At 69.5% G+C, this 17622-nt stretch carries 19 protein-coding genes and 1 pseudogene; 6 read left to right on the forward strand and 14 right to left on the reverse strand.

Annotated elements, in window-relative coordinates; all coding sequences use genetic code 11:
* The first annotated feature begins 228 nt into the window (after window positions 1–228).
* Complete coding sequence (locus AB0B29_RS14445; protein WP_362238593.1) at window positions 229–981, forward strand: transposase family protein; 753 nt, start codon at window positions 229–231, stop codon at window positions 979–981.
* Window positions 982–1120: 139 nt separating this feature from the next.
* Here AB0B29_RS14445 and AB0B29_RS14450 read toward each other — a convergent pair whose 3' ends face one another.
* The 10 genes from AB0B29_RS14450 to AB0B29_RS14495 form a co-directional block, all read right to left on the reverse strand.
* The gene (locus tag AB0B29_RS14450; protein WP_362238595.1) at window positions 1121–1816 is read right to left on the reverse strand and encodes a hypothetical protein; all 696 of its coding nucleotides are present in this window, start codon (window positions 1814–1816) and stop codon (window positions 1121–1123) included.
* A 79-nt stretch (window positions 1817–1895) separates the two neighbouring features.
* A complete protein-coding gene (locus tag AB0B29_RS14455) occupies window positions 1896–2339 on the reverse strand; it encodes a hypothetical protein (RefSeq protein ID WP_362238598.1) in 444 nt (147 codons plus the stop codon).
* Between the two features lie 426 nt (window positions 2340–2765).
* Window positions 2766–4508, reverse strand: a complete 1743-nt coding sequence (locus AB0B29_RS14460) for a relaxase/mobilization nuclease domain-containing protein (protein ID WP_362238601.1) — start codon at window positions 4506–4508, stop codon at window positions 2766–2768.
* Window positions 4505–5122, reverse strand: coding sequence for a plasmid mobilization protein (locus AB0B29_RS37770; protein WP_436845845.1), 618 nt, complete (start codon window positions 5120–5122; stop codon window positions 4505–4507). The genes AB0B29_RS14460 and AB0B29_RS37770 overlap by 4 nt, the downstream gene beginning before the upstream one ends.
* Before the next feature lie 318 nt (window positions 5123–5440).
* Window positions 5441–5632: a hypothetical protein gene (locus tag AB0B29_RS14470; protein ID WP_362238605.1), complete on the reverse strand. Its 192-nt coding sequence runs from the start codon at window positions 5630–5632 to the stop codon at window positions 5441–5443.
* Window positions 5629–7224 carry a hypothetical protein gene (locus AB0B29_RS14475; protein ID WP_362238608.1) on the reverse strand — a complete coding sequence of 532 codons (1596 nt, stop codon included), beginning with the start codon at window positions 7222–7224 and terminating at the stop codon, window positions 5629–5631. The genes AB0B29_RS14470 and AB0B29_RS14475 overlap by 4 nt, the downstream gene beginning before the upstream one ends.
* The gene (locus AB0B29_RS14480; RefSeq protein ID WP_362238611.1) at window positions 7221–7862 is read right to left on the reverse strand and encodes a WhiB family transcriptional regulator; all 642 of its coding nucleotides are present in this window, start codon (window positions 7860–7862) and stop codon (window positions 7221–7223) included. The genes AB0B29_RS14475 and AB0B29_RS14480 overlap by 4 nt, the downstream gene beginning before the upstream one ends.
* 156 nt (window positions 7863–8018) lie before the next feature.
* Window positions 8019–8735 (reverse strand): zinc finger domain-containing protein, encoded by a 717-nt coding sequence (locus tag AB0B29_RS14485; RefSeq protein ID WP_362238614.1) that lies wholly within the window; start codon window positions 8733–8735, stop codon window positions 8019–8021.
* A gap of 2 nt (window positions 8736–8737) precedes the next feature.
* Window positions 8738–9637 (reverse strand): helix-turn-helix domain-containing protein, encoded by a 900-nt coding sequence (locus AB0B29_RS14490; RefSeq protein ID WP_362238617.1) that lies wholly within the window; start codon window positions 9635–9637, stop codon window positions 8738–8740.
* Window positions 9634–9780, reverse strand: a complete 147-nt coding sequence (locus AB0B29_RS14495; RefSeq protein WP_362238619.1) for a hypothetical protein — start codon at window positions 9778–9780, stop codon at window positions 9634–9636. The genes AB0B29_RS14490 and AB0B29_RS14495 overlap by 4 nt, the downstream gene beginning before the upstream one ends.
* A gap of 744 nt (window positions 9781–10524) precedes the next feature.
* On the opposite strand from AB0B29_RS14495, the gene AB0B29_RS14500 reads away from it, so the two are divergent.
* The 4 genes from AB0B29_RS14500 to AB0B29_RS14515 all read left to right on the forward strand — a co-directional run bounded on the left by AB0B29_RS14500 (window position 10525) and on the right by AB0B29_RS14515 (window position 14156).
* Window positions 10525–10956, forward strand: coding sequence for an XRE family transcriptional regulator (locus AB0B29_RS14500; protein ID WP_362238622.1), 432 nt, complete (start codon window positions 10525–10527; stop codon window positions 10954–10956).
* Between the two features lie 73 nt (window positions 10957–11029).
* On the forward strand, window positions 11030–11506 hold the full coding sequence (locus AB0B29_RS14505; RefSeq protein WP_362238625.1) for a hypothetical protein: 477 nt from the start codon (window positions 11030–11032) through the stop codon (window positions 11504–11506).
* Window positions 11503–12711: an MAB_1171c family putative transporter gene (locus tag AB0B29_RS14510; RefSeq protein ID WP_362238628.1), complete on the forward strand. Its 1209-nt coding sequence runs from the start codon at window positions 11503–11505 to the stop codon at window positions 12709–12711. Before AB0B29_RS14505 ends, AB0B29_RS14510 begins: the two co-directional genes overlap by 4 nt.
* Window positions 12708–14156, forward strand: a complete 1449-nt coding sequence (locus AB0B29_RS14515) for an amidase family protein (RefSeq protein ID WP_362238631.1) — start codon at window positions 12708–12710, stop codon at window positions 14154–14156. The genes AB0B29_RS14510 and AB0B29_RS14515 overlap by 4 nt, the downstream gene beginning before the upstream one ends.
* Here the strand turns inward: AB0B29_RS14515 and AB0B29_RS14520 are convergent.
* The 3 genes and pseudogenes from AB0B29_RS14520 to AB0B29_RS14530 form a co-directional block, all read right to left on the reverse strand.
* Window positions 14134–14550: an AAA family ATPase gene (locus AB0B29_RS14520; RefSeq protein ID WP_362238634.1), complete on the reverse strand. Its 417-nt coding sequence runs from the start codon at window positions 14548–14550 to the stop codon at window positions 14134–14136. The genes AB0B29_RS14515 and AB0B29_RS14520 overlap by 23 nt on opposite strands.
* 19 nt (window positions 14551–14569) lie before the next feature.
* Window positions 14570–14650: pseudogene (locus AB0B29_RS14525) on the reverse strand (ATP-binding protein); the annotation flags it as partial.
* 111 nt (window positions 14651–14761) lie between these two features.
* Entirely contained in the window at window positions 14762–15241 is a 480-nt protein-coding gene (locus AB0B29_RS14530) for a hypothetical protein (RefSeq protein ID WP_362238637.1), read from the reverse strand.
* A 310-nt stretch (window positions 15242–15551) separates the two neighbouring features.
* Between AB0B29_RS14530 and AB0B29_RS14535 the strand changes: the two genes are divergently transcribed.
* Window positions 15552–16448 carry a Shedu anti-phage system protein SduA domain-containing protein gene (locus AB0B29_RS14535; RefSeq protein WP_362238640.1) on the forward strand — a complete coding sequence of 299 codons (897 nt, stop codon included), beginning with the start codon at window positions 15552–15554 and terminating at the stop codon, window positions 16446–16448.
* Between the two features lie 173 nt (window positions 16449–16621).
* Here AB0B29_RS14535 and AB0B29_RS14540 read toward each other — a convergent pair whose 3' ends face one another.
* Window positions 16622–17476 (reverse strand): hypothetical protein, encoded by an 855-nt coding sequence (locus tag AB0B29_RS14540; protein ID WP_362238643.1) that lies wholly within the window; start codon window positions 17474–17476, stop codon window positions 16622–16624.
* Between the last annotated feature and the right edge of the window lie 146 nt (window positions 17477–17622).

Here is a 17622-nt window from a genome sequence, read left to right on the forward strand (position 1 = left end):
GTCGAAGGAGTTCTGCACGTCGTAGGCCATGAGGTGGAAACCGTTGGGAGCCTGCTCCTGGCCCGCGGCATCGGCTGTCGATGCCGACCCCCACCCCAGCCTCAACCGGCTCCCCACATCAGAGCCTCTGACAACACCCGGCCAGTGAACGTCACAGAGCGGCCCACTCAGAAAGCCCCCGGTAGACGGGTTCACGACCAAGATCACCAGTCCGCCAGGAGCTTTCGCGTGCTTGTCTACCCGTCCGGCATCGATCTGTCCAGCCGCACTCTGCGGCACCTCTCCGGTCTCCTCGCAGGCCACCGCCGTCGCATCGGCTCCCGGTGGCGTCGCCTGACCTGTGGCCGACAGGCCCTGCTCGTCCTGGCCCACCTGCGCTGCGGCGACACCTACGACCGCCTCGCAGCGGGTTTTCGCGTCGGGATCGCGACGGTCTACCGGTACATACGCGAGGCCGTCGACCTCCTGGCCGCTCAGGCGCCCACGCTGGAAAAGGCCATGACGACGGTGCGGAAGAAGGCGTACGTGATCCTCGACGGCACCGTGCTGCCGATCGACCGCATCGCCGCCGACCGCCCGTACTACTCGGGGAAGAAGAAGCACCACGGGATGAACGTGCAGGTCCTCGCGGATCCAGCCGGCCGTCTGATCTGGGCCTCGGACGCGCTACCCGGAGCCGTGCACGATCTGACCGCGGCCCGGACCCATGGCATTCCCGCCGCTCTCGCCGCCGACGAGATCAAGTGCTGGGCGGACAAGGCATACCAGGGCGCAGGCCCTGCTGTCCGCGTCCCGTTCCGAGGCAAGAATCTGCGCGGCTGGCGCCGGCGTCACAACCACGACCATGCCAAGATCCGCAGCCTCGGCGAACGCGCCATGGCCAGCCTCAAATGCTGGCGGCTCCTGCGGAAGCTCCGTTGCAGCACCACCCGGATCACCGCCGTCGTCCGGGCCGTCGTCGCCCTCGAACTCACCACTTGATCAAGATGGAAAAGGCTCAGTGGACTCGCAGCATGGTTAACGTCCCGTTGAGAATCTGCCGCGCCGTGCAGCGGCGCGAGCAGCACAGCACTGCTGCCCCCGACCATCTTGGTCAGGGGCAGCAGTGCGTCGGGGCCGGTCAGCTGGCCGCTGTTGCCTTGGCGAGCGCTTTGCCGAGGTGGCGGTCGACGAGGGCCGGGGAGCCGGAGACGACCAGCAGCAGGCTGCCGTCGCGGATCGCGGTCTGCTTGACCACGGTGCTCCGTCCTCCGGTGGAGAACGTCAGGAGCTGGCTCCACTGCTCGTCACCGAGGCCGTGAGGTGCCGACAGCTTCTGCGAGGCCATGTCGATCGGGGTGCCACCCGCGACGACCTGATAGGTCGGGCAGCCGGTTATGGCGTCGAAGATCCGGCCGATACCGTCGGACAGTTTCTCCGCGCTGTCGCTGTACAGCTCCTCCGAAAGCTCCGAGGAGCTGCCGCCGTAGGCGAAGTCCGCTTTCGCCTTGTGCGGGAAGGTGAGCGTGCCGCCGGTCGCCGCGTCGCCGCCCAGCTCGCTCAGGGCCGGGCAGCCGATGACTGTGACGTCGTCGTGCTGGGTGGGGCGCTCCTGCTTGCGCAGGTAGCCGCTGCCGAGGTCGCTCTGGTCGAGCAGGCGCGTCTCCAGCGCGGCCGAGGTGAGCGGGGCAGCCTGCGGGGCTGCGTCGGCGGGCTTCCCTGTACGGGCGGAGGCGGCGCTCCCGGGCTTGTTGTAGGTGGTGTCGATGGAGCAGGCGGGCATGGCGAGGAAGGCGGCGGTGATGCCGAGGGCGGTGGTGGCGACGCGAACGCGCATGACGGAACTGACCCCTTGGTGCTAGGCGACGAGTGGTCAGTGCGGGCCCGCGAGCCCGGTGGGGTCGTAGGAGTGGGGGTCAGTGCCCGAGGTGGCGCAGGCAGTCCTCGAACGTGGGGTGCGTCGCGTCCGCCGGCCCGGAGTTCCGGTTGTACCAGGCGGTGTCGAGGCGGGTCTCCTGCTGCTGGTGTCCGGCCCGGCAGCGCAGCCAGATCTGGTCGCGGGTGGAGAGGATGAGCCAGTCCCGATACGCGCCGCACGCGGCACAGGCGACCATCTCACCGTCGAGGACGAGTGCCTGCTTCCACGGCATCATCTTGCCGTCGAGCTGGTCGTGGCTGGGTACCCGCAGCTCTGGCGGCAGGAAGTCGTCCACCACGGTGGTCGGCTCGGTGCGCTCCGCCTCGGCCAGCGGCACCCCGAACCCGGGCGGGACCTGATTCTGAAGCCGCGCATGCAGCTCGGCGAACTGGCGTTGTGCCTCGCTGGGCTGCTTGGTCCGGCGGCGTATTCGGCGAAACACCCTGGCGTCCTCCTTTGCCTCGTCCTGCTCGCTTCGTGATCGTGTCCTACGCCCCCCGGAGGTTTCAATTCACAAAGTCCACAGTCGCCTTCGCGCAGGTCGAAAGGCGCCTCGCGCGGGGCAGGGGATGACGAGTTGGCACGGAGCGTGTCTCCGAACGGCGGGGTGACGTTCCCAGGGTGTGCCCGTACGCACCTCGTGCTCTCCGGCCGTCCACCTTCGCGGCGCCTGCTGGCTCGACTCGGGGTACCTGCGCCACTCCCTTCCCTCCTGTGTGTGCACCCGTGCTCGCGCTCCGCAGCGTGGGCCCGCACGCCGCCGGGGGCCGTCGTGGCGTATGGCCATGCCGTGGGCCGCGAGCACGGCGGTGGGCGGTGTCCTTGCTCTCGGTGGTGCGCTGAGACTGCACTCAGGCACTCGGCCAGCTCACCGGGTCTTGCCCGATGTCTCCTCCCCGCTGCGGCGCCCGCCGGGCGAGTTGGGGCGGGTCGCCGTTCTGGGCGTCGAGGCCCCATGGCGCCCTGTGGCGCCGTTCTCGGACCGGATCGAGGCGTCGGCGGGCAGATCAACCGTCCGCCGCAGCCGCCATACCAGCACGTCGCTCATCGAGTCCGCGGTGTCGAGTTCGCGGCGCCCTGCGGCGTCGGACAGGAGGGCGGCCGGGTCGTGGCCGGCGGCTTCGGCTTCTGCGATGGTCGCGGCCAGGGCGTACCAGCCGGGCTCGGCGAGGATCTGCTCGGCGAGTTGGGGCAGCGTTTCGCGCAGCAGCACGGTCTGCCGCTGGAGCACCGGCCGGCTCAGACGTCGGCCTTGCTGGTAGAGCACGCCGAGAGGCTGGGCGGCGGCGGCCTGGTAGGCGGTGCGCAGGTGCTCGGCGGCCCGGGCGGCGGCTTCGGCCTGCTGGGCGTGGCCCTTTCTCGCGTGCCAGTGGGCGGCGGCGGTGATGAGGAAGAACAGCATGTCGATCGCCATCGCGGTGGTGGCACCGTCCTCACCGCGGCCGAGGGCGGGCCCGCCGTGGACGAGGTCGCGGGCGGCCTGCCGCAGCGCGCGGTCGTGCCCGCGTACGGCGCGTACGTGGGAGCGGGAGGCCCGCTCGAACGCTGTCGCGGCGTCTCGCAGTTCGCGGCGGGTGTGTGCGGCCGAGGTCTTCGCGAGCGCGTCCAGGACCTCGCCGGCAGCGGCGATGTGGGCGGCGGCGACCGCGTCGTCGCCGTGCTCGACGATGAGCACGGCCTGCCACGCGGCCGATGCCGTCATGCGGCGGGCGGAGGCCGGGGTGCCGGGCCCCGTACGGACCGTGTCCTCCTGCCGTGGCGTCGGATCGGTCCCGGTCTCGCCGGACCAGCGCTCCCGGATGCGGGGCAGCGACAGGTCGGGGGCCAGGCGGGCGCCGGGGTAGAACACCGGCTCGCCGTCCTTGTTCAGGTCGTCGGGCAGAGCGACCTTGTATCCGAGGAGGTCTCCGGAGGGCGCGGCGCGCTTACGGATCAGGAGGCCGGCGGCGGCGAGCCGGTCGAAGAGCTCCTGGTCACTCCTCGCACCGGACACCGCGCGCCGTACCGCCTCGCGCAGCTCCTCGCGGGCGGTGCGCTCGCGACCCTCGCGTTCGGCCTTGTGTCGTTCGGCACTGGTGGGCCGCTGTGCGGCGGTGCCGTCGCCGGGGGCGACCTGCCGGAGCCCGAGTTTCTTCTCGATGAGACGGGCTTCGGCCTGCGCCCGTTTACCGGATCGGTGGTGGTCGGGGCGTCGGCCATCGTCGCGCACGAGGGTGGCAACGATATGGATGTGGTCGTCAGCGTGCCGCACGGCGGCCCAGCGGCAGCCCGCGCCGTCGCGCGGGTCGATCCCTGTGGCGGCGACGATGCGACGCGCGATGTCCGCCCACTGGTCGTCGGTCAGGATCGGATCGTCGGGCGCAGCACGCACCGAGCAGTGCCACACGTGCTTGTCGGGGCGTTGATCCGCGGCAAGGAGATGGAGGGGTTGGTCGAGCAGCTGCCCGAGATCCTTCTTGGAAGCTGTCGCATCGCGTCCGGGGTCAGGCGACATGTCGTCGAAGGAGGCGACGAGATGTGGATCGACGTGTTCCTCGTGGGTTCCCTTGCCGTAGAGGTAGTACAGCAGGCCCAGGGTGTGGCTGCCCTGCTTGTGGATCTGTGGAATCAAGGCGCCTCGTCTGCCTGCCGGTTGGCTACCTTGTCGGCAGCCACCCTCACTGCGTCGGCCGCTCGGTGGACGTCGGCCATCACCTGGGTCAGCTGGGGAACGTCACCGCCGGAATTGAGGATCTTGGCGACTTGATTGAGGTTGCTGCCGGCCCAGCCGAGCTGCCGCCTCATCGCGAACAGTTCGGTGAGCACGTCGCGTTCGGTGGCGATGGCGACCGCGGTACGGGACTGGTCGCGGGCCATGGCTAGCCCGGCGTAGGCGAGGAACCCCGCCACGCTCATACCAGCGGCGTCTGCTCCGGCCTGGATGACAGCGAGTTCGGACGGGTTGAGGCGGACGCTGTGCGCGCGACGCTGCTTCTTGTCGCGCGGACGCGCTCGCCCCTTCGGCCGCCCCTTGTGGGCGGCTCTTGGCTGCGATCCGCCCTCGGTCGCAGCCTTCCCGACTGGCGCCCCCTGGTGGCAGTCGGGCCCCGCCACCCCAGGGGCGGGGACGGGTTCGGACACTGCCCCCTCGGGGGAGTGTCCGAACCTCCATCTTGCTCGCCCCGAGACCGGGTTGGAGTCGGGATCAGGTTCCGGGGTGGTGCCGTTCTTGCGTGCGTTCGTCATCGGGATTCGGGCCTCGTAGAGCGGGTTCGCTGCTGGATGGTTGCGGCCAGCGCGAGGACATCGGCTGGGCTGGCAAGGACGCCGACCGGTCCGTCGGGGCGGTCCTGGACGAGCCACTGCCCGGTCGGTGTTAGGACGACGGCGGGTAGGAGTTGCCAGCGGACCAAGACGTCCGCCCAGGCATCGGCCTCGGCGATGGTGGGCTCGGAAGAACGAGGTGGACGCGGAATCACGGCGTACCTCCTAAGCGGGGCGGTGGGCCTGCGTGGAGCCGGGCCACCTTTATGGGTACGGGATTTGAGCTGGTGTTTTGCCGGTTCAGCCGCACTCGGGGCAGCGCCCGACGTGTCTGTTGAGCGCGCGAGCCATCCGCTGTTTCGCCGAGGTAGCTTGCTTCGCGCTGGACTTCGCCGCCGGCCTGCCTGCGTGCCGCTCGGAGTGAGCGAGCATGAACCCGATCTCTCGCTCGTACTCCGCGCGGACGGTGTTGAACTGGTGGCAGGTCTTCATCGGGCGGTGCTCCTCGTCGTCGTGATGTCCTCGTTCCGCAGCTCCTGGAGAACGAGGCCGAGTCGGTCGTTACCGACACCCGTCAGGCCCTGGCGGCGGATGATTTCGCGCAGCTGCACCCGGGTGATCGCTCCGTTGCCGTCCCGTTCGAGCAGGGCGGGAACATGGGGACGCACTTCGTGGACAAGCTGGCGCTCGGACTCGCCCAGCTCGCGTGCCGGGCGTTCCGTCTGCGGAGAGCGGGACCGGGCACGGTTGTCCTTGTTCTTCGTCCGGGACTTCCTGGCCGGCTTCCGGCGGAGTGGGACCTTGTGTCCTCGGTCCTGGGTGGTCTCGGTCCCGGACTCGGTGGCGGTCGGTCCTCGGTCCTCGGCGCTCTCGGTCCCCGACTTCGCGAGGCTCGGTCCCCGATGAGAATCTGGGTCCTGAGCTGCTACCTCTCGCGCGTTGCGGTCGGTCCTCGTGGCCGCTGTGTCCCGCGCTACGGCTTCTGGATCGGCGGGACCGGTCCCCGGGACCGCGCCGTCTTCAGGGGGCTTGGTCCCCGCGGTCGTTCCCGTTTCGTCGCCCTTGGTCCCCGCGCCGACCTTGGCTTCAGGGTCCGCCTCCTCGGGGACCGGTCCCCGAGGAGTCCTCGGTCCTCGGTCCGGGACCGGCTCGTCGGCACCGTCGGGACCGGGGACGGGGACCGGCACATTCGATGTCGGTTGTGCGGGGACCGTGGCCGCTGATGCGCTGCTGTGCGCCGGGGACCAGGGAGAAGGGAGCGGGACCGTGGCGAGCGCGAGCGCGTGTCGCCGGGCGGCGAGCTGGTCGAGCAGCTGTGCTCGCTGGAGGGGGTCGGTGCCGACCGAAGCCCTGCCGACCGCCTTCGACAGGCGTCGGGTCAGCCGCCGGCCTCGACGGTTCCGCTGCTGCTCGGGTGTGCGCTCGGCGAGGCGGGCGGCGAGGGTGACCGCACGGGCGGTGGCCCGGTCCCGGGTGATCTGTGCGGCGTCGCGGTCTCGCGCAGCGATGCCGAGGCGAGACAGGAGACGCTCGCGTGCCTCCCGGCCCAGGATGGCGATCAGTCCTCTTGAGGCGGCACCGGGTGTGCGCAGGCGCAGTTCGATGCCCATGGCCAGGTGCCACAGCATCGCCGCCATGACTGGTCCGACGAAGGCGCGGACCGTGCCGCCGATGGGGCCGCTCTCTGCGTACGCGGGGATCACCTGCACCGTGGTGATCACCCAGACCAGCGTGCCCGGCAGGCCGGGGGCGCCCTGGACGGCGAGGTTCTGCCGCGCCATCAGTGCGGTGGCGAACAGGGCGAGTTCGGCGGCGGCGAACATGCCGGCGCGCTCGGCGGCGCCGGCCATGTCGAGGTAGTCGGCCGCGAACCGCCACGAGGTGTCGGCGCTGTAGGCGGTGCAGCCGAGGGCGGCGACAGCGGCGACCTTGACCGCCGGGCCGCCGAGACGCTTCTGCGAGCGAGATCCCCGGCGCCGGATGGTCCAGGCAGTCAGCACGAGCGCGAGGGTGGCGGGCACGACGGCGGCGAGGAGGAGAGGGAGGTCCGAAGTAGCACCGAAGGCGAGGACGGGGTGGGTCATGCTGCCCTTCCGAGAGGGGCGTGCGTCGGGGGCGACGCTGCCGGGCGGCCTGCCGGCTGGTGCGTGCCGGGGGCTGCGGACGCGGGGGTGCCCTTGGTCTTGGAGGTCTTCTTCCGCTTCTTCTTGGGGCGGGGCACGCCGTAGTTACGGTCGCGGTCGAGGACCTTGTTGGCGGCTTGCCGGAGCAGGTCTCGGGCGTGCTTGTGGCTGATCTGCAGGGCGGCGGCGAGCCGGTCGGGCTGCCAGCCCCGGACGTAGGCGTGGTCGATGACGACCTGCCGCTCGGCCTCGGTCAGGTGCACGTCGCGTCCCTGGAAGAAGGCGGTCACGCGCCGGTAGTCCAGGCGCTGGTGCAGTCCGTCGTGCAGCGGGCGCCGCTCGGCTTCGGTCAGGCCGCCCCAGACGCCCTCTTTGAGGACGTTCTCCAGGGCGAAGTCCAGGCACTCGCGGCGTACGGGGCACCAGCCGCACAGCTCCTTCGCCTCTGCGATCTCCTCGTGGTCCCGGGGCCCGGGGAAGAACACGGCGTCGGCGTCGTCGACGTCCATGCCGTGGCACGCTGCGCGGGCGTGCCAGCTGGTGTCTGCGATGCCGCGCAGGCCGGTGGCCGGCGCGTCGTGGGTGGTGATGTGGCGCAAGGCGGGCCTCCGATGTGCTGCCGCGGCGGCCGGCTAGGGCGGTGCTCGGCGGGTGCGGCGTCGGGTGCCGGCTGCGCGCGGGGCGTGCGTCGCAGCCGATGCGGGACGTGTCGGGTGGCGGTGCAGCGGACGGGGTGCACGCGCCGGGTGCGCCGGTCAGGCCAGGGCGGGCTGCTGGGCCTGCTCGGTGTGCTGGGCCTGCTGGGCGGTGGCGAGGTTGAGGCGGCCGGGGTGCGGGGTGGCGCGCGGGGCGGTTCCGCGGGCTCCGCCGTCGGGGCCGATCCTTCGGCGGCGGCATGGTTCGCCGACCGGGGCCAGGCACCATTCGCATCGCACGCTCAGGGCATCGGGCAGTCCCTGCGCGACAGCGGCCTCACGGGCTGCGCGGGCGGGTCGGTAGGGCGCGAGGGCTGCTCGGGCGGCGGGTGGTATGCAGGAGCCGATCTCCCGCAGCCGCGCCTCCAGCTTCGGGTCGACTCCGTCGCGACCGCTGGTGATTGCTCGGGCCTGCGCGGGCTGGGCGGTGCCGGCGGCGACGGCGCGGCGGGTGTCGGCCAGCTCTGCGGTCCAGGCGGCCTGGTCGTCCGGGTCGACGGACGGCGTGGGATCGGAGTGCCTCGCCAGTCGGTCGCGCCGGTAGCTCTCCCAAGGGCGGGCCACGTCCGCGGGCAGGATCTGGTACGGCGAGGTGCGGATGTGCTGGCGGGCGGCGACGCGGACGTCCCAGCCGTGGGGGGTGGCCATCGGCACGTCGCCCAGCAGCTCGTGCCACTGGACGAGCTGGTCGCGCGCCTCGCCTTGGTCGGTGCGGATGGTGCGGGGGTCGAGTCGGCCGATGTAGGCCAGCAGGGCTGCGATTTCGCGGCGGTCCACGGTCAGCCCTCCGTTCCGGTCGGCTCGTCGAGGGCGGCAAGCAGGGCGGCGGTGTGGGCCTCCGTCCGCGTCATGCCCCCCGGTACGGCGGTGTTCTTGCCGGGCACGGCGTAGAGATTCGGTCGGCTGGGAGCGTGCTCCCGGGCGACCCAGGAGCGCCAGTCGGCAGCCCAGGCTTCCGCCGCCCTCGGAGCATGGCCCGCCCGGTGTGCACGCCACTTTGCGTCGGCGGCCCGCATGCCCTGCTCGCCGAGGCGATCGAGGTGTCCCTGCTGGCGGGCCCAGGTGTGGGTGGCGGAGTCGACCTGCCACTCGGCAGCCGGGAGGACGGCAGCACCACTACTGCTGTACCTCCGGTTCAAATCAGGTTCACTACGGTTCTGTGTGCCGGTAGCCGGTACATCGCTGTGCCGGTGGCCGGTACGTCGCTGTGCCGGTTTCCGCCTCGACCTGCCGGTTTCCGGTACTGCCGGATTCCGGACCCTCGCGGGGGATTCCGGCACCTCACGCGGGCGGATTCCGTACCGCCGCAGAGCCGAGATCCGAAGCTTCGCGGGGCCCGCGGGCTCGTCTGCTGCTGCCGTGTCGCTGTCTTCCTGCTCCTGCTGCTCGCGCTGGGCCTGGGCGACCACTTCGGCGGCGAGAGGCATACGGTAGACCGTGCTGCGCTGCGGGCCTACGAGGTCATCGAGCTGTTCCAGCTCGCCGGCCAGGAGCAGGCGCTCGACGGCTTCGCGCACCGTGGAGACCGAGGCGCGGGTGCGCTTGGCCAGGCTGGACAGCGAGGCCCAGGAGATGCACTGCTCGTCGGTCACCCGGTCGGCGATCGACAGCAGGACCAGGCGCGCGGCCCCTCGGCTGGAGCTGTGCTCCCACACCCACTCGCGGGCTTCGCTGCTCATCGGCCGCTCCCGACGAGCGGGCGGGTCCGGCTGCTCGCCGGGGCCAGGGTGGTGCGGTCCGGCTCGGGGCGCCGAGGCGCCGAGGCGTTGGTGGCTGCCGCGCAGGCCAGGCGGAAGGGCCTTTTGCGCAGGGCAGGAGGCATGCGATACTCCCCTTTGCAGTGTTGCCACGCTGACGCGCCCCTCGGAAGGACTCAGCGTGGTGATGGTGGGCAATCTCCGCCCTTGCCGGGGCGGGTATGCCGCTTAGCGTTCGGCGTCCGTGAGTTACCGCTCTCGGGCGCCGTCGCTGTTTGCGGACCTTCGCGGTCCGGTCCGTGCTCGCGGTCTCCTCACGTTCGTCGCCGCGGGCGGGCTGCCCGGGGACGACGAACATACGCACGGACCGGTGTCAAGATCCAGACTTGGTTCTTAAACTCTGTACTGGTTGCAGAGAGTCGTCGAACGGTCGTGTGCCGCAGCCGTCCGCACAGGGCCTGGCGGTGGCCGTCCTCGCGTCGAAGCGCACCGTTGCCGCGGTTGCCCCGTACGCCGAGAGCGTGCCAATGTGCCCGAATTGGAGCGGGAGTCTGGTATTCCCTGCAGCGGAAATGCGATGTGGATGAGGTGTTTCCACGGTCGCCTCCGCGCTTTCCGATCGAAGATCAAATACGGCCTGCCAGACGTGACTTGTCGCTGGACGAATGTGGCTTGCGCCACGTCGCCCGACGTACTCCTGTCGGCAGGAACGGGCAGGTCGACCTGAAACAGGCGGTACGCGCCACACGGAAACGTGCTGGTGGGGAAGAACTTTCCATACGTGTGATCGGCGCGTCAAACTGGTGTTTATGGCGGGGTAGGGTGGCTCAAGTTGCGAGGAAGCCCGCACTGGAAAGGATCATGAAAGAGTGGCCGAAGGTCAGGTGAGCCCCAAGGGGCTCATGGATCGCCTAAACCGCCTGTTCGACACTGTTCACCCGCCCGATCGCGGCCCGTACAGCAACGCTGAAGTGGCCGAACTGATGGAAAAGCGAGGGCTGGGCAAGCTGTCGGGGCAGTACCTGTGGCTCTTGCGGACCGGGCAGCGCGATAACCCGACGAAGCGTCATCTCGAAGCGCTCGCAGGGTTCTTCGGCGTGGATCCCGCCTATTGGTTCGACGATAATGTCGCCGAAAAGACCGTGCAGGAACTTGAGTTGCTCGCGCTGCTTCGCGACGCGAAGATCAAGAACGTTCTTCTTCGCCTGTCCGACGTCTCCGCAGACGGAAAGGATGCCGTCCTGGGGATCGTTGAGAGCGTACGAAAATCCGAGGGGTTGCCGCCCTCAACTGGCGTGTAAACGGCCGCAGTTCAGTAGTAAATGATCAAGGAAAGCAATGTGGTCTGCACGTAGGCTGCGCCGGCCTGACCTCTTGGCCGAGCTGAAGCTCCCGCACGTCACCAATATCCGCGGCCTCAGCGACGAGGTCTCTCGCCGCACGGGACGGACGGTGGTCCTAGAGCCCCGGGAGCAGGCGCCCTCGGTGTGCGGGGCGTGTGCCGTTACAGAGAGTGCCGTCCACGTTTTCTACGACCCGTGGACCAGCGTCCTGCACCAGGACCACATCATCGCCCACGAGTTCAGCCACCTACTGCTCGGCCACCACGAGAACCGACCGGTCTCCGCGCTGGCTCCGGCCTTCATCACCAGCGTGGACCCGGCCACCGTGCAGATGATGTTGGGGCGCACCAAGTACGACGAGGACGAGGAGCGAGACACCGAACTCCTGGCATCGCTACTCCAGCGCCGGATCATCGACCGGTGGTTGCGCAGCGACGAGTCCTCCGGGGACGAAGTGCAGGATCGGGTCACGCACACGCTGCTGCGCCGACGGGAGGCCCGGCCGTGAAGGACCTGCTCCACCCGATCAGCCTCCTCGTCGCGACGCTCGGCTTCCTCTGCCTCCTGCGGGACGTGCCCACCCGGCGCCGCGACCCCGCCTCCGCCGCTCTGGCCGCTGTCTTCCTGCTGTCAGGGCTCTCGTTCCTGTTCTCCATCACGCCGATGTGGAACTACCTCGACCGCCTGCTCGGCACCGTCAACATCTCCGTGCCCCTCGCGCAGGGCTGCGTGGTCGCGCTCCTGGCCTGCCAACAGGTGGTCCTCACCTACTGGGGATCCCCGCCCGAGGTAGCCCCCCGGCTCAGTCGCCGCTGGCTCTGGGCCGGCTTCGCGGTGATCGCCGGGCTGCTGGTGCTGTTCGCCCTGCTGACGCCCAACGCGCCGCACCCGATCGACTTCACGCTCTACTACGCGCACGACGACTGGTACGCCGCGTACCTCACCCTGTACGTCACGGCCTACACCATCGGCGAAGTCTTCCTCGCCCGCGCCTGCTGGCGCCTGGCCCGCCGCAGCACTCGCGGGTCCGTCCGCGTCGGCCTGCGCATCGTCACCCTCGGCGCGACCGTCACCCTCGGATACAGCGCCGTCCGCATCGGCAACGTGATCGCCGGCGCATTCGACACCTCCCTCGCGGAATGGGAGGGCCTTGCCTGGACCTGCGGCGATGTCGGCGCCATGCTCACGCTCATCGGCTGGCTCGTGCCCACGATCAGCGACCAGGCCCAGAGCGTCCGGTACCGGATCAAGCAGTACCGCAGCTACTACGGCCTGCGCCCCCTATGGCTGGCCTTCTACAGCGAGGCACCCGAGATCGAGCTGCCGATCGACAGGGTCGACCCGGCCCAGCGGCGCCGTTTCCGCCGCATCTCGATCCGGCTCTACCGCCGAGCCGTCGAGATCCGGGACGGTCGGTTCGTGATCCGCCAGTACCTCGATGCCGCCGTCCGCGAGGCCAGCGAAGCCCGTCACCGGGCCCGAGGGCTTCACGGAATGGATCTGTCCGCGGCCGTCACGGCGGACCAGATCCTCGCCGGAATCGCGGCCAGGGCCGCGGGCACCCGCCCGGAGCCCGACCAGCTCACCGAGTTCGCCGACTTCGAACGCCAGACCGCCAGGCCCATGGACGACATCGACGCTCTCCTCGACGTCGCGCGCCACCTGCCCCGCCAGCCCGCACGAGCCCCCCACCTTGAGCGAGTCTCCGCATGACGAACGACCTCACCCACCAGCCCGCTCACGTCCAGCTCCGGGCCCTGGACCGCGGCGAGATCTCCAGCCGCGAACTGCTGGACCTGCACGTCGCCCAGATAGACGCCAGCCAGATCAACGCCGTCGTCACGCGCGACGACGGCGCGGCCCGAGCCGCCGCGCACGCGGCCGACGAACGCCGCGCCCGCAGCGAGAGCACCGGCGTCCTCGACGGCCTTCCCCTCACGATCAAGGACAGCTTCGAGACGGCCGGCCTGCGCACCACCAGCGGCGCCGAAGACCTCGCCGACCACGTGCCCGCCCGCGACGCCGACGCGGTCGCTCGGCTTCGCCACCAAGGTGCCGTCATCATGGGCAAGACCAACACTCCGGCGTACTGCCAGGACCTGCACACCGACAACGCCCTGTTCGGCCCCACGCTCAACCCGCACGACCCCAAGCACACCACCGGCGGCTCCTCCGGAGGCCCCGCCGCAGCAGTCGCCGCACACCTGACCCCCGCCGACCTCGGCAGCGACCTCGCCGGCTCCCTGCGGCTCCCCGCCCACTACTGCGGCGTCTACGGCCTGCGCCCCACCCACGGACTCATCCCAGCCCGCGGCCACATCCCCCGCCCGCCGGGATGGATCACCAGCAGCGACATGGTCACCCCCGGCCCCCTGGCCCGCCACCCCCGCGACCTCGACCTGCTCCTCGCCGCACTGACGACACCGTCACCCGACGAGAACAACCCCTGGAGCGTCACGCTGCCCACGGCGCAGCGCCCGATCGGCCAGCTCCGCGTGGCGGTGTGGGCCGACGACGCGAGCTGCCCCGTCGACCGCAACACCGCCGATGCTCTCGCCACCGTCGAACGGACGCTGGCCTCCGTCGGCTCGAGCGTCCGCCGCACCGCGGGGCCGGTCGGCTTCGCTGACTCTCTCCGCCTCTTCGAGCAGCTCCTCCATGCCACCACAACGGCCGCCACTGACGACGAAACCGGCGCGGCCGAACTCGCCGCCGCCCGTGACCTGCACACGGACGACGCGAGCCCACGGGCCGCCATCCTCCGCCACCGCACTCAGACACACCGCGCCTGGCTCCGCGCCAACGAGGAGCGCCTCCGGCTCCAGCAGACGTGGCACCAGTTCTTCGCCGATGGCCAGCACGACATCCTCATCACCCCCGCCGCGCCGACCGCGGCGATCCCGGCCGGGAGCCGCTCTCTCATGGTCGACGGCGTCGAACGGAGCTTCTTCGACCAGACCGGCTGGGCCAACCTCACCAGCCACGTCGGTCTGCCCAGCCTGGTCATGCCTATTGCGCACGGCGCCGACGGCCTCCCGATCGGTGTGCAGTTCGTAGGACCGGCCTATTCGGACCGGACCCTGCTCGTGATGGCCGAGCACCTGGCGCCCCTGCTCGGAGGGACGGTCGAGGGCGTCATCGCACCACGGAGCGGATGACCTCTACGTCACCGTTGTAGGTGACTGCGTCTTCATCGGCGGTAGGCCGTTCGAACAGAGCGAAGAAGTCGTCCAAGGCTTCGGTAGTGACGGTCAAGGCATTGGCGTCTAGACGCTGGTTGCGTGCGGCGAGGCGCCGCAGGAGGACCTCCTTGGACGCTGACAGGTAGCCGAGCGGTGGGCGTCCTCCCACGGCCCGGACGGTCTTCTTCCACTCGTCGCGATCGGAAGGACGCCAGTGGCCGTGGTCGAGGACGATGGACCGGCCGGAGCGCAGCAGCTTCGTAGGCTGCGCCCGTTCGGTCTCGACCGCGGGGGCCTCGCGGTCGAAATGCTCGTGCTTCGGGGCAGTCGACGCCGTACCGGCCGTGGAGGCGGTGAACCTCCTCGTCAACGCTGAGACGGATAACGCCCCTCGCGGAGAGGGCCTGTGCAAGGTGCGTCTTGCCGGAGCCGGTGATCCCGATGAGCAGGACGGCCGTCGACGCGCTCACATGAGCGCATAGGGGCTGCTCCGCTGCCCTTTGCGCGGAAGCCGTCCCTGCCGTCGCCTCCTCGGTCGCGGCCCTGGGCGACGTCGCAGGCCACCAGCTTCTCGGCGGCGGTCACGAGCCGGTCGCGCAGGTCCGGGGTGATCGCGTCGCGGATGATCGCGTATCCCGTCGCGCTCGACGGCGTCGATGGTGCCGGCGTCGGGGGCGACGGGTGGGAGCGGGGTGCTCATGCCGGTATCTCCTTCGGGGTGCCGGTGAGGGTGGTGGCGAGCTGCCACAGGCCAGGGTCGTCGAGGCCGTAGAGCTGGCTGAGACGGGTCTTCCGGGGGCCCAGGGTGGCGGCGTCCGAGGAGGGCGTGGATGTCGGCCGGGTGCCCGCTGGTGGCCAGGACGATCGGTGCCCGGGGTGCCGAAGTGGCGGGCGAGCGCGTGGACCAGGCCGGGCAGCGGGGCGAGCCCGGCGTGCCGACGCACTGCCCGGTGCTTGAGCTGCTGCTGGATGAGGCTAACGGTGATCGGCGCGAACGCCTCGTAGGTGGCGACGAGGGCGTGCCAGCCGGTTCCGTGTAGCCCTGGGCCCAGGCGTGACACAACTCCTCACTCAGCACTTCCACCGTCCACGGCGCCGGGCGTCCGTCATCGTCGCTGAGGTCGAGGCGGTTAGAGGCCCGCTCGTCGGGGCTGAACGCGCGGAACGGTCCTTGCTCGGCGCGGGCCCGCAGGACCTCGGAAACCACCTGCGCGAACGGGCGTCCGGCGGCGCCGGGAGACCGTCGGGCCCGGGCCTGCATCAACATTGCCTGTGGGTTGACGCGCGGCCGGCAGGCTGGTTGCAGGCCAACTCACCCTGAAAGCTGCCGTTCTCGGCACCCATCGCTGCGCCTCCATCCATACTGCTGCGGTGGACACCTTCCGGCGTGCAGAGACCGACACAAGGCCGGAACGCCCCCAGGCAACGCCGTGGGACACCTACCGCGCAGCGCTGCTGCCCCAGTGGCAGAGCCTTCTAAGCTCCTCCCTCAGCGAGCGAGAAATGCAGGAGTTCTTGGAGCTTCACCCTTGCTTTCTGCCTGGTGCAACCGACAACATCGGGCCCGGCGGTCATCATGGCCCTTCGTTCTCGTCCGTGATTCGACAGCCTCCACTGAAAGGGCTCGGTCCTACTCGCGTCCCTGACTTTATGTGGGTTCGACGGGACACCGGAGCCATCCGACCCGTCTGCATCGAGATCGAGAGTCCTCGAAAGGCTTGGTTCAACAAGGGGTCGAGGACTCCTACTTCCGAGCTGACTCAGGCGATCGACCAGCTTACGGAGTGGAAGGTTTGGGTTTCTTCGCCGGAGAACCAGCTCATCTTCGCGAAGACGTACGCGCCCAGCTACTCACACCGTCCCGTCGAGCCCCAGTTCGTTCTCGTCTATGGGCGGGACGCCGAGTTTCGGGCGGCCACATCACCCCACGACAACCCCGACTACATGCGGCGAAAGCGTGACCACATGCCTCGGGACCGGGAGCATTACTTCACCTATGACCAGTTGGCTCCCGAGCGAGAAGCTGGGGACTACGCGACCCTCACGTACCAGGTTGACCAGTGGATTCTGCACTCACTGCCGCCGACCTTCTCAACCGGCCAACACATGATGGAGATGGGCGAGATCATCCGCGATCCTTCGAAGGCGGTACTCCTAACAGCGCTTATGAGTGCGGAGAGGAAGGCTTACGTCATCGAACGCTGGGAGTACTGGCGCGGGGTGGCGCTCTCTGAGCACACCCACTTCATTGCCGTCGGGCGTGAGTAGTCGAGTGGGTGACGTTGCCGAACAGACCTAGGGTTCGCGCTACTTCTGGGATGAGCGCCCGGTGCGAGTCTCCGGCCACGGGGTGATTGCTGTTGAGGGTGGTTCGAGACGACCTGCGCGGCGTGGCCAGCGTAGCGTTGATCCTGCGGTTCATGCGCGGGAAGGGGGTTGGCTCAGCGGCTGCTCGAAGGGGTGGTGCGATCCACCCGAGTAATCCTGAAGATTGCCACGGTCCCTAAGAACGGCGACGGGCCGCCAGTAAGAGGGTAGTCGTCCAGCGTCGCGGAGTAGAGGGCGAGTCCCTTCTCAGCAAGCTCTTCCAGGATGACGGTAATGCTGCGCTGGGCGTCCCGTACCGAGGAACGAGAGAACTCGATGTCTCCTGAGATGTCGCTCCAGTCCCGGAAGCTTTGAACAGCACCGTCAATGAGGTCCTGCTCCTCATCGGTGCAGTCGTCCGGTTCTTCATGCGGCAACCACCCAAGGCAGCCGGAGAGGATCGGCCAGAGGTCGCGCCCTGTCTTCATATGGTCGAGCACCACGACTTCAAACTCTGGCTCGTCCACCGTGACGGCGTCGATGATCCTGTCGACCTGCTGCCGCTTGAGCTTGCTGATCTCCTCGGCGAGCGTCTTGAGTCCCCACACCTCGATGGTGACGCCGGGGTACAACAGGCGAAGCTCGTTGTCGATGAACTGGTCGACCTCGCCCGGCAGGGTGTCGTTGGTGAGGAAGCGCCACACCTTCACGTCCCGATGCTCCTGAAGGCAACCTTCCAAGTCACCGCGGATCTTCGCCTTGGTCTTGTCGATCCTCTCGCCGCGCGTGGCGTGCGAGGCGAAGAACACCCGACCCTTCGGACAGTACCCGTCGTTCTTGGTATCGCCCTTCGGCCCGGCCGCCCGCACCGGTTGGTAGTCGCCGGGGTACAGCTCCAGGCCGAGCCGATCCATGCAGTCTTGGAAGGTGTTGCCCTCCATGCGGAGGAGCTGACCTTCAACGAGCTTGCGCAGCGAGTTGAGATCCACGGCAGCTATTACCGCACAGCTTCTGTGTGGTGGACAGCTAGGTTGCGCGGCTGATGAGAAGGCCAGGCGCCCCGAGGACATCACCCGCCTGTTCGTCGAACGCTCCAACGCCGGTGACGCGGCCGGAGTCGCCGCGCTCTACGAAG

This window comes from Streptomyces tibetensis (assembly GCF_040647715.1).
GTDB classification, from domain to species: Bacteria; Actinomycetota; Actinomycetes; order Streptomycetales; family Streptomycetaceae; genus Streptomyces; species Streptomyces tibetensis_A.